Here is a 10,878-nt window from a genome sequence, read left to right as displayed (position 1 = left end):
CGGGAGGCCTCGGCGGCGGCGGTGAAGGAGATGAAGTGCAGCAGGTTGCGGGCGAGCTTCATCCGGGTGCCCGCGCCCACCTCGCCGGCGTGGACCGGCATCGCGGCCCACAGGGCGAACACGGGCTTGCAGGCCTCGTAGACCTCGCGGGGTCCGCCCACCATCACCGCGAGCTCGCCCTTCTCGGCGCCCGGTGCGCCCCCCGAGACCGGCGCGTCCACCAGGTGCACCCCGTGGGTGGCGCACGCCTGAGCGAGCTCTACGGCCGTGGAGTCGGAGATGGTGGAGTGGACCGCGACCACCGTCCCCGGCGCCGCGGTGCGCAGGATCCCGTCGGGACCCTCGACGACGTCCCGCACCTGGGCGTCGTCGAGCACCGTCACCGAGACCAGTCGTGCGGTCCGGGCCACCTCGGCGGGCGTCGCGGCGGCGGTGGCCCCCTCGGAGACGAACGGTTCGGCGGCCTCGGGACGGATGTCGCAGACCACCAGTCCGCCGGGCCACGACAGCAGCCGCCGGGCGATGGGCGCTCCCATGTTCCCCAGCCCGATGAACCCCACGGGCGCGGGGGAGTGCTCGGGTGACCCCGGACCGATGGGAGAGGCTCCCGTGTCCTGCCCCGCGCTGCCGGCCGACTGCCCGCTCACGACCTGATGACCTGTCCGCCGTCGACGTTGAAGATCTGGCCGGTGATCCACGACGCCTCGTCCGACAGCAGGAACAACAGCATTCCCACCAGGTCCTGGGGCTGACCCATCCGCTTGAGGGGGAGCTTGTCGACCATGTCCTTGACGATGGACTGCGGGGTGGTGGTGCGGTTGGCCTCGGTGTCGATCGGGCCGGGCGCGATGGCGTTGATGCGGATGTTCGACCCGCCCAGCTCGGTGGCCAGCTGCTGGGTCAGGCCGTTGACGCCCACCTTGGCCAGGCCGTAGAAGCCGGAGTAGAGCCACGCGGCGGTCGAGGACTGGTTGACGATCGCGCCACCGCCGGCCGCCGCCATCTTCTCCCAGCAGGCGCGGACCATGAGGAGCTGGCCGTTCATGTTGACCTGCATGAACTTCTGGTAGTAGTCCCACGGCACCGTGATGAGGAAGTCGAGCTTCATGCCGCCGAAGATCGCGGCGTTGTTGACCAGCATGTCCAGCCGGCCGTACTTCTCCACGGTCGCCTCGGCGCACGCGTCGGCCGAGTCCGGGTCCGAGACGTCGGTGTGCTGGAAGAAGGCCTCGCCGCCGGCGGCGACGATCTCCGCCGCCACGCGTTCGCCCTCGGTGTCCGAGACGTCGGCCACCACGACCTTCGCGCCCTCGGCGGCGAGCGCCTTGGCGTACTCCTCGCCGATTCCGCCGGCCGCGCCGGTCACGATCACGGACTTGCCGTCAAAACGTCCCATGTCTGTAGTCTCTGCTTCCTTGGTGTGGCTTGATATGGCTTGATATGGCGTGATGCGGGTGGTGGCTCGGGTGCGGGCGGCGCGTCAGGCCGGGGTGGCCACGGACTTGGTCTCGAGGTACTCCTCGAAGCCCTGGCGGCCCATCTCACGGCCGATGCCCGACTGCTTGTAGCCGCCGAAGGGCACGTCGGCGCCGTACCAGACGCCGCCGTTCACCCCGAGCGTTCCGGTGCGGATGCCCGCCACGACCCTCTCGACGCGGCCGAGGTCGGCGCCCCAGACGGCGCCGGAGAGGCCGTAGGGGGAGTCGTTGGCGATCCGGACCGCGTCGCCGTCGCCGTCGTGGGGGATGACGACGAGGACGGGGCCGAAGATCTCCTCCCGGGCCACCCGCGCGGAGTTGTCGAGTCCGGAGATCAGGGTGGGCTCCACCCAGAAGCCCTTGGCCTTGTCCTCGCCGGAGGGGCGCCCGCCGCCGATCTCGACGGTGCCGCCCTCCTCGACGGCCAGTGCGATGTACCCCTCGACCCGCTCGCGCTGCAGTTCGGAGATCAGCGGACCGCACAGGGTGCCGGGGTCGGTGGGGTCGCCCGGTGCGAAGGCCGCCATGGCGCCCTTGGCCGCCTCGACGGCTTCGTCGTACCTCTCGCGGGGCACCACCAGTCGGGTGGTGAGGGCGCACCCCTGGCCGGCGTGGGTACAGGCGTTGAGGGCCGTCATGAAGCAGGCGGCGTTCAGGTCGGCGTCGTCCAGCACGACCGCGGCGGACTTGCCGCCCAGCTCGAGGAAGACCTTCTTGAGGGTCTCCGCCGCGGCCACCATGATCTTCTTGCCGGTGGCGGTGGACCCGGTGAACGAGACGAGGTCCACGCGCGGGTCGGTGGTCAGCAGGGCGCCCACCCCGTGGTCCGAGGACGAGACCACGTTGAGCACGCCCGCGGGGATGTCGGTCTCCTCGGCGGCGATCCGGGCCACGGCCGCGGCGATGAGCGGGGTGTCGGGTGCGGGCTTGAGCACCACGGTGCAGCCCGCGGCCAGCGCGGGCCCGATCTTGGCCAGGTTGATCTGGTTGGGGAAGTTCCACGGGGTGATGGCGCCGACCACGCCGATCGCCTCCCGGCGCACCGAGCGATGGGAGCGCACCCCCATCACCTCGGACTCGCCCAGCTCCTCGACCCACTGGTAGGCGTCGACGAGGTCGGCGAGCCAGCCCAGGTCGGCCACGGGGCCCTCCAGCTGGGGCCCGGTGGTGAACATGTGGGGGGCGCCCACCTCGGCGATGGTCAGTGCGCGCAGCTCCTCGGTGTGGGACTGCAGAGCATCCCGGAGTTGCCGCAGACACGCCGCACGGAAGGCATGATCGGTGGACCACGTGGTGGTGTCGAACGCGGTCCGGGCCGCCTCGATGGCGGCGTCCATGTCCTCGGGGCGGGCGTCGGCGGCGCGGCCGATCAGGTCCTCCGTGGCGGGGTTGAGGACGTCGAACGTGCCGCCCCCGGAGGCCGGGCGCAGCTCGCCGCCGATGAGGAGCGGGGCGTCGTAGGTGGTGCTCGTCGTCACGGGGGGCCTTCCGTCGGGTGCGGGTGGACAACTGTCTAGACGATAGTCCGGCGAGTGGTGTACTGTCCAGACACATGTCCAGTGACGTTCGTTTCGAATCCACGCGAAGGCGCCTCAACGGCCAGCAGGCAGAGACCGTCGACCGCCTCACCAGCGCCGCGGTGGAGGTGTTGCGCGAGAAGGGGCCGGGCGGGCTCGCGGTCCGGGCCGTGGCCTCGAGGGCCGGCGTCGCCCCGGCCACCGCGTACACCTACTTCTCGTCCAAGGGCCACCTCATCGCCGAGGTGTTCTGGCGACGCCTGCGTGACCACGTCACCGAGGGCGCCGGGAGCGGCACCACGGTGGACAGGGTGGTGGCGGTCCTGCGGGACGTCGCGATGTTGGTCGCGGACGAGCCCGAGCTCTCCTCTGCGGTCACCGCGGCCCTGTTGGGCGACGACCCGGAGGTGTCCCACCTGAGGATCCGGATCGGCGCGGACATCCGACGCCGCCTGACGGCCGCGCTGGGTGACGAGGCCGACGACGAGGTGATCGGCGCCCTGGAGATGGTCTACGCGGGCGCGCTCGTCCGCGCGGGCATGGGCTATGGCTCCTACTCCGACATGGCGGACGCCATCGAGTCCGCCGCCCGACTCATCCTGAGGTGACCCGAGACATGACCACTGCGACTCCAGCCCCGCTCGTGTTCAGCCCGTATGACTACGCCGTACACGAGGATCCGTACCCGTTCTACTCCCGGTTGCGGGCCGAGGCCCCCGTCTACCACAACCCGGATCTCGACTTCTGGGCGCTGAGCAAGCACGCCGACGTCCGTGAGGCCTTCCGTGCGCCCGACGTGTTCTCCAACGCGATGGGGGTCTCCCTCGACCCGGCGGCGTACGGACCGCACGCCTACAAGACGATGTCCTTCCTGGCGATGGACGACCCGAGGCACGCCCGGCTGCGCAAGCTCGTGAGCAAGGGCTTCACCTCGCGACGGGTCGACGCGCTCTCCGAGGGGATCGAACGGATCTCGCGGCAGTACTGGGACGAGTGCCTCGACAGGTCTCGGGACGGCGGCGAGTTCGACTTCGTCCAGGACTACGCGGGCAAGCTACCGATGGACGTCATCTCCGACCTCATGGGGGTGCCGGAGTCGGATCGCGACGAGCTCCGCCGGCTCGCGGACCTCGTCATGCACCGCGAGGAGGGCGGTCAGGACGTGCCCGAGGACTCGATGGTCGCCGCCTTCGACCTCATCGCCTACTACCAGGGCATGGTCGCCGACCGGCGGAAGCAGCGGACCGAGGATCTCACCTCGGCGCTCATCGACGCCGAGATCGACGGGGAGAAGCTGGACGAGGACGAGATCCTGTCCTTCCTCTTCCTCATGGTGGTGGCGGGCAACGAGACCACCACCAAGCTGCTCGCCAACGCGATGTTCTGGGGCCACGAGTACCCCGACCAGTCGCGACTGGTGATCGACGACCCGGAGCGGGTGACCGACTGGGTCGAGGAGACCCTGCGCTACGACACCTCCAGTCAGTTGGTCCTGCGCACCACGACGCAGGAGGTCACGGTCCGCGACGTCACCATCCCGGCCGACCAGAAGGTGCTCCTGCTCATCGGCGCGGCCAACCGCGACGAGGAGGTGTTCGAGGACTCCGGGGCCTTCCTCCTGGGCCGGGACACCTCCGCGAGCCTGAGCTTCGGCCAGGGGCCGCACTTCTGCCTCGGCGCGCACCTCGCGCGACTCGAGGGGCGGATCGCGCTCGACCAGATCTCGCGGTCCGTCACGGGGTACGAGATCCTGCCCGGCGCCGAGCGCGTGCACTCCTCCAACGTGCGTGGCTTCGCCCGCCTGCCCATGCGCGTCGAGGTCAGACGCTGATGAGCCTGAAGTTCCCACCGCAGCGGGACGCGGCCGACCGTCCCGCCCTCGTCACGGGCGCCTCCTCCGGTATCGGTCGCGCCTCCGCGGAGGCGCTGGCCGCACTCGGGCACCCCGTGGTCGTGGGGGCCCGCCGGGCCGACCGCCTCGACGACCTCGTGGGCCGGATCCGGGAGGCCGGGGGACGGGCCACCGCACGTCCGGTCGACGTGACCAGCGCGGAGTCGGTGGCGGAGTTCGTGGCCGCCGCCGGTGAGGCGTACGGCCCTCCCGAGGTCCTGGTCTCCAGCGCGGGCACTCTGAAGATGGCCCGCGTGTGGGAGATGGAGCCGGACGACTTCGCCTCGCAGATCGACATCCACCTGCTCGCCGTGCAGCGGCTGCTCCACGCGGTGGTCCCCGGGATGGTCGACCGCCGTCGGGGCGACGTGGTCCTGATCGGCTCCGACGTCGCCTACACCGCCCGGCCCCGCTCCGGGGCGTACGTCGCGGCCAAGGCCGGCCTGGAGACGATGGCCCACCAGGCCCGCAAGGAACTCGAGGGCACGGGGATCCGCCTCGGCGTGGTCCGCCCGGGCCCGGTGATGACCGAGATGGGCACCGAGTTCGACCCGGAGACCGCGGAGTCGGTCATCAACGACTGGGTCAAGCACGGCTTCGGTCGTCACCCGCGCATGTGTAAACCGGCCGACCTCGCCCGGGGGGTCGCCGCCATGGTGTCGATGCCCCGCGGCGCCCAGATCACCGAGCTGGAGATCCAGCCGGAGGCCCCAATCGAGGAGGACTACTCGTGACCAGTACCGACAGCTCCACCGACAAGCCCACGGACTTCTCCACCCTCACCGAGCCGCGTCGGGTCTCCGGCGGCGAGGGGGAGCTCGGGCACATGGACGAACTCCGTACCGACCCGATCGGCCTGTTCTGGCGGGTCCGCGAGGAGTGCGGCGACCTCGGCGTGTTCAAGATCGTCGACCGCGACATCTGCCTGGCCTCCGGGGCGGCCGCGAACGAGGCCTTCTTCCGTGCGCCGGACGAGTCGCTGGACCAGGCCGCCGCCTACCCGTTCATGACGCCGGTGTTCGGTGTGGGCGTCGTGTTCGACGCCAGCCCCGAGCGCCGCTCGGAGATGCTGCACAACACCGCGCTGCGCGGCGAGCACATGCGCCAGCACGCCGTCACCATCCCCCGCGAGGTCCAGCGCATGGTGGGCGAGTGGGGCGACGAGGGCGAGATCGACCTCCTCGAGTGGTTCTCCGAGCTCACCATCTACACCTCCTCGGCGTGCCTGATCGGTCCGAAGTTCCGCGAGCAGCTCGACGCCCGGTTCGCGCACCTCTACCACGATCTCGAGCAGGGCACCGACCCCCACGCGTACATCGACGCCTACGCAGACATCCCCGCGTTCCGCAAGCGGGACGCGGCGCGAGCGGGGCTGGTCGAGTTGGTCTCCGGGATCATGGACCAGCGGATGGCCGAGCCGCCGGCGAGCAAGGAGGACCGCGACCTCCTCGACGTCCTGGTCTCCGTCAAGAACGACGACGGCACGTACCGGTTCACCCCGGACGAGGTCACCGGCATCTTCATCTCCATGATGTTCGCCGGACATCACACCACCTCCGGTACCAGCGCGTGGATGCTCATCGAGTTGCTCAAGCACCCGGACTACCTCGCGCAGGTGGTCGCCGAACTCGACGAGGTCTACTCCGACGGGGCCGAGTACAGCTTCGGGGCGTTGCGTCAGATGCCCAGGGTCGAGAACGCCCTGAAAGAGACGCTGCGTCTGCACCCGCCGCTGATCATCCTCATGCGGGTGGCGCAGGAGGACGTGCAGATCGGCGACCACGTCGTCCGCGCCGGGCAGACCGTCGCGGCGTCCCCCGCGGTCTCCAACCGGCTGCCGGAGGACTTCCCGGACCCCGACTCCTTCGACCCGGAACGCTATGCCGAGCCGCGCCAGGAGGACATCGTCAACCGGTGGACCTGGATCCCCTTCGGCGCCGGACGGCACCGCTGCGTGGGCGCGGCGTTCGCCCAGCTGCAGATCAAGGCCATCTTCTCGATCCTGCTGCGGGAGTTCGAGTTCGAGCTCGCGCAGCCGCCCGAGAGCTACCACAACGACCACTCCAAGATGGTCGTCCAGCTGGCCCAGCCGTGCACCGTCCGCTACCGGAGGAGGCAGCGCAGGTGAGCGGGCAGCAGCCGATGCGGGTGGAGGTGGACTTCGACCTGTGCCAGGGGCACGCCGAATGTCAGGCGGAGGCCCCCGACTGGTTCACGGTCGGCAAGGGCTCCGAGGCCAAGGTGCGTGCCAAGCGGGGCGTGGTCCCCGACGACCAGCTCGAGGCCGTCAAGGCCGCCGTCAAGTACTGCCCGACGCAGGCACTCCGCCTCGTCGAGAACCAGACCCACCAGGAGTGAGTGACGTGACCCGATACGACCGCGCCGAGATCGCCGAGTTCGTGCAGCGCTGGATCGAGGCCAACGCCGAGTGCGAGCGCAACAAGGACTGGACCCCGCTCGCCGACTTCTACGCCGAGGACGCCACCTACGGCTGGAACTACGGCACCAAGGACGACTTCATGGCCGTCGGCCGGGACGAGATCCGCGACATCGCGCTGGGCCAGGAGATGGCCGGGCTCGACGGCTGGGAGTACCCCTACATCCGGACCATCATCGACCCCGAGACCGGCGACGTGCTCTGTCTGTGGAAGCAGATCGCCCGCGACACCGTCGACCCGAAGACCGGGAAGCCGTACGAGGTCCACGGGCTCGGCGGGTCGTGGTTCCTCTACAACGGTGACCAGAAGTGGAAGTGGCACCGCGACTTCTTCGACTTCGGCAACGTGGTGGACCTGTTCATGCGGATGTACGAGGCCGACGCGCTCACCGATTCGATGAAGGCCCGGTTCGAGGCGGCCGGGGACAAGCCGGCCGGGTGGTATCGCATCGAGGACAGCCCGGCCCCCTTGTGGCCGGTGTCCGCCCCGGACGAGGTCTGAGTCCGGTGGCCGCGCGCGACCGGATCGTCAACAGCGACCCCCTGGAGTCCCTCGACCACGCCAGGCTCGCCAGGCTGCTGCCCGACCTGCTGCTGATCGGCCAGCTCATCGACCGGGCGGGGATGCCGGCCCTGCTCGGCGAGTTCGGTGTGGACGGGATGCGCGATGTGGCGATCGAGGAGTGGCAGGCCGCGAGCCCGCACTACACCCGGCGCATGAAGGAGGCGCTGTCGATCACCGGAGACGGCGTCGCGGAGATCTTCAAGGGCTTCCAACTGGATGTGGGGGCGCCGCCGGAGTTCATGGACTTCCGGTACGCGGTCACCGACCACGACCACGGCGAGTTCTGGCTCGACCACTGCGGTGCGCTGATGGACGTCGAACCGATGGGGGACCGGCTCGTCACCACGATGTGCCACGACATCGAGGACCCCACCTTCCCGGCCACCGCGCTGGCCACCAACCCCCGGGCCGTCGTGGAGCCCATCCACCGTCCGCCGCGCAGCCCGGAGGGCCGGACGCCGCACTGTCACTGGACCGTGCGGATCGACCCGGATTCAGAGCCGGCGGCGTGGCCCGAGCCGGCGGTCGAGTCCGCGAGCAGCCGGTTGATCGACTTCGCCTTCGAGCCGCCGGAACCGCGGGACACCACCGGTGAGGGCCCTCGGGACGACTACGCCGGTCCGCTGTTGACGGATCTGAGCTTCCCCGAGTTCACCGCGGCCGCGCTCGTCCGCATGACCCGCGAGGTGTACCTGCAGATGCACCTGCTGGCGGTGGGTTTCCACCAGTCGGTGCGTCGCCGGTCGGACGCCGAGACCGCGGACCGGCTGCTCGCCTACCAGGCGACGGGGATCGCGGGGGTCGCCGCGGGACGGATCCGAGACGTCCTCGGCGTGGAGGGGGACGCACACGGGTTGGCCGCCGTGCTCGATCTCCACCCGCTGGCCGGTCCGACCGCCTACACGGGGTACTCGTCGTCGGTCTCCGGCGACGGCGCGAGCGTCACCGTCACCTGGGACACCGCGGCGGACGCGTTCGCCGACGACACCTGGATGCCCCTGCTCGCCCGGGACGGCCTGCGCCCCCTCGCCGCGGCGGCACAGGCGGTCGACCCGCACTGGACCGTGGAGCGCGTGCCCTCGGACGGCTCCCGGGTCGAGGCCGTCCTCCGGCTCGGAGACGTACCAGCGAAGGAGTCCGACGAGGTCGCCGTCACCCGGATCAGCACCGGGGCGGCGTTCGACTTCGGACCGGCCCGCACGCCACTGCCCATCACCCCGGTCTGAGACCGGACGCTCGCCCGAGACAGCACACCCGACCCCGTCACGGAGGACACCACATGGCACACAACCTGGCCGACCTCTTCGAACACGCCGTGGACGCCTACGGCGCCGACCGTCTGGCGGTGGTGGAGGGCGAACGTCGTCTCACCTACGCCGACCTGGAGGCCGAGGCCAACCGGTGGGCCTCGGCGCTCGCCTCCCTGGGCGTCGGGGCCGGCGACCACGTCGGTGTGCACCTGCGCAACGGGGTGGACTGTCTGGCGCTGATCCTCGGAGTCCTCAAACTGCGGGCGGTGACCATCAGCATCAACTACCGCTACTCGGGCCCGGAGCTGCGCTACCTCTACGACTACTCCGACACCAGCGTGCTGGTGTTCCACCGCGAGTTCGGCGCCGCGGTGACCGAGGCCGTACGAGGGCTCGACGCCGTCCGGCACACGATCATGGTGGAGGACGGCTCGGGCGTCGACACCCTTCCGGACGGTGTCCTCCCCGCCCGCGAGACCCTGGAGGCGGCGTCGGCGGAGCGCCCCGGGGTGGAGCGGAGCGGCGACGATCTCTACCTGGTGTTCACCGGAGGCACGACGGGCAAACCGAAGGGTGTGATGTGGCGTCAGGAGGACCTGTGGCGCAGCCTCGGAGGTGGCGCGGACTACCACACGGGTGAGCCGGTGCCCGACGAGTTCCACCAGTCCAGGGCGGGTCTGGGCGGTGACCCCATGCGCTACCTCATCCTGCTCCCGCTCATCCACACCTCGGGCATCATGCCCAGCTTCACCGGCCTGTTCGCCGGCGGCACCATGCACTACCTCCCGCACTTCCGGGCCGCGGACGTCCTGGAGGAGATCGAGACCGAGAAGATCCAGGTCGCGGTGGTGGCCGGTGACGCGATGGTCCGGCCACTCGTGGATCTGATGCGGCGGACCGACCCCGACACCTCGAGCATGTTCATGGTCTCCTCGGGGGCCGCCCTGTTCTCGCCCTCGGTCAAGGCGGACCTGCTCGAGCTCCGTCCCGATCTGATGATCATGGACGCGTTCGGCTCGTCCGAGGGCGGCTTCGGCGGCCTGGGCGTGGTGACCAAGGCCGATCTCGACGACGGGTCGCTCTTCGCCGACCACGGTCCCCGGATCCCCAGGGGTACCACCCTGCAGCTCGTCGACGACTTCGACGAACCGCTGCCCGACGACTCGCAGGAGATCGGCTGGATCGTCAAGAGCGGGTACCAGCCCGCCGGCTACTACAAGGACGAGGCCAAGACCGCCGAGACCTTCCGGGAGATCGCCGGCAGCCGCCGGGTGTTCACCGGCGACCGCGGACGGTACGACGGCCCCGACACGATCATCATGCTCGGCCGGGCCAGTCAGGTGATCAACTCCGGCGGCGAGAAGATCTTCGCCGAGGAGGTCGAGGCCGCGCTCAAGGCGGTGGCCGGGATCGAGGACGCCGTGGCGTTCGGGGTCCCGGACGAGCGGTTCGGGCACCGGGTCGGCGCCGTGGTCCAGTGGGCGGATGCCGCACAGGACTCATCGCCGGACTCCTCGCCGGACTCCTCGCCGGGCACCGGCCCGCGGGACCTCGACGCCGTCGGGCACGCCCTGCGCGAGCACCTGGCCGGGTTCAAGATCCCCGTGGCGTACTGGGTGGTCGACCGCGTCGAACGCCATCCCAGCAGCAAGACCGACTACGGCTGGGCGCGCCGTCTGGTGGCCGAGCGTGCCCCCGACCTCGACCGGCGCACGGACGCCGCCGGCACCGCGTGACCGG

11 protein-coding genes are annotated in these 10,878 nt (G+C 70.5%); 8 read left to right on the top strand and 3 right to left on the bottom strand.

The window, feature by feature from the left end:
• The 3 genes from G6017_RS05475 to G6017_RS05465 all read right to left on the bottom strand — a co-directional run.
• On the bottom strand, positions 1 to 536 hold a 536-nt coding region (locus G6017_RS05475), incomplete at its 3' end, for an NAD(P)-dependent oxidoreductase (RefSeq protein WP_241731388.1).
• Between the two features lie 107 nt (positions 537 to 643).
• On the bottom strand, positions 644 to 1,396 hold the full coding sequence (locus G6017_RS05470; RefSeq protein WP_179525953.1) for an SDR family oxidoreductase: 753 nt from the start codon (positions 1,394 to 1,396) through the stop codon (positions 644 to 646).
• A gap of 84 nt (positions 1,397 to 1,480) precedes the next feature.
• The gene (locus tag G6017_RS05465) at positions 1,481 to 2,956 is read right to left on the bottom strand and encodes an aldehyde dehydrogenase (protein WP_182616303.1); all 1,476 of its coding nucleotides are present in this window, start codon (positions 2,954 to 2,956) and stop codon (positions 1,481 to 1,483) included.
• A 74-nt stretch (positions 2,957 to 3,030) separates the two neighbouring features.
• Between G6017_RS05465 and G6017_RS05460 the strand changes: the two genes are divergently transcribed.
• From G6017_RS05460 to G6017_RS05425, 8 genes are all read left to right on the top strand, one after another.
• Positions 3,031 to 3,603, top strand: a complete 573-nt coding sequence (locus tag G6017_RS05460; RefSeq protein ID WP_182616301.1) for a TetR/AcrR family transcriptional regulator — start codon at positions 3,031 to 3,033, stop codon at positions 3,601 to 3,603.
• An 8-nt stretch (positions 3,604 to 3,611) separates the two neighbouring features.
• Positions 3,612 to 4,826 (top strand): cytochrome P450, encoded by a 1,215-nt coding sequence (locus G6017_RS05455; protein ID WP_095717621.1) that lies wholly within the window; start codon positions 3,612 to 3,614, stop codon positions 4,824 to 4,826.
• Positions 4,826 to 5,620, top strand: coding sequence for an SDR family oxidoreductase (locus tag G6017_RS05450; protein ID WP_182616299.1), 795 nt, complete (start codon positions 4,826 to 4,828; stop codon positions 5,618 to 5,620). Before G6017_RS05455 ends, G6017_RS05450 begins: the two co-directional genes overlap by 1 nt.
• 92 nt (positions 5,621 to 5,712) lie before the next feature.
• Entirely contained in the window at positions 5,713 to 7,014 is a 1,302-nt protein-coding gene (locus G6017_RS05445; protein WP_182616305.1) for a cytochrome P450, read from the top strand.
• A gap of 14 nt (positions 7,015 to 7,028) precedes the next feature.
• Positions 7,029 to 7,244: a ferredoxin gene (locus G6017_RS05440; protein WP_095717619.1), complete on the top strand. Its 216-nt coding sequence runs from the start codon at positions 7,029 to 7,031 to the stop codon at positions 7,242 to 7,244.
• A 5-nt stretch (positions 7,245 to 7,249) separates the two neighbouring features.
• Positions 7,250 to 7,825: a Cif family virulence factor gene (locus G6017_RS05435; protein WP_179525949.1), complete on the top strand. Its 576-nt coding sequence runs from the start codon at positions 7,250 to 7,252 to the stop codon at positions 7,823 to 7,825.
• A gap of 5 nt (positions 7,826 to 7,830) precedes the next feature.
• Positions 7,831 to 9,114 (top strand): hypothetical protein, encoded by a 1,284-nt coding sequence (locus G6017_RS05430; protein ID WP_304816606.1) that lies wholly within the window; start codon positions 7,831 to 7,833, stop codon positions 9,112 to 9,114.
• A 53-nt stretch (positions 9,115 to 9,167) separates the two neighbouring features.
• A complete protein-coding gene (locus G6017_RS05425; protein WP_182616297.1) occupies positions 9,168 to 10,874 on the top strand; it encodes an AMP-binding protein in 1,707 nt (568 codons plus the stop codon).
• The last annotated feature ends 4 nt before the right edge of the window (positions 10,875 to 10,878 follow it).

It is taken from the genome of Dietzia sp. B44, from assembly GCF_014145245.1.
Classification (GTDB): domain Bacteria; phylum Actinomycetota; class Actinomycetes; order Mycobacteriales; family Mycobacteriaceae; genus Dietzia; species Dietzia natronolimnaea.
The sequence above is the reverse complement of the archived record's forward strand: the minus strand, read 5'-3'. Positions and strand labels throughout refer to the sequence as shown.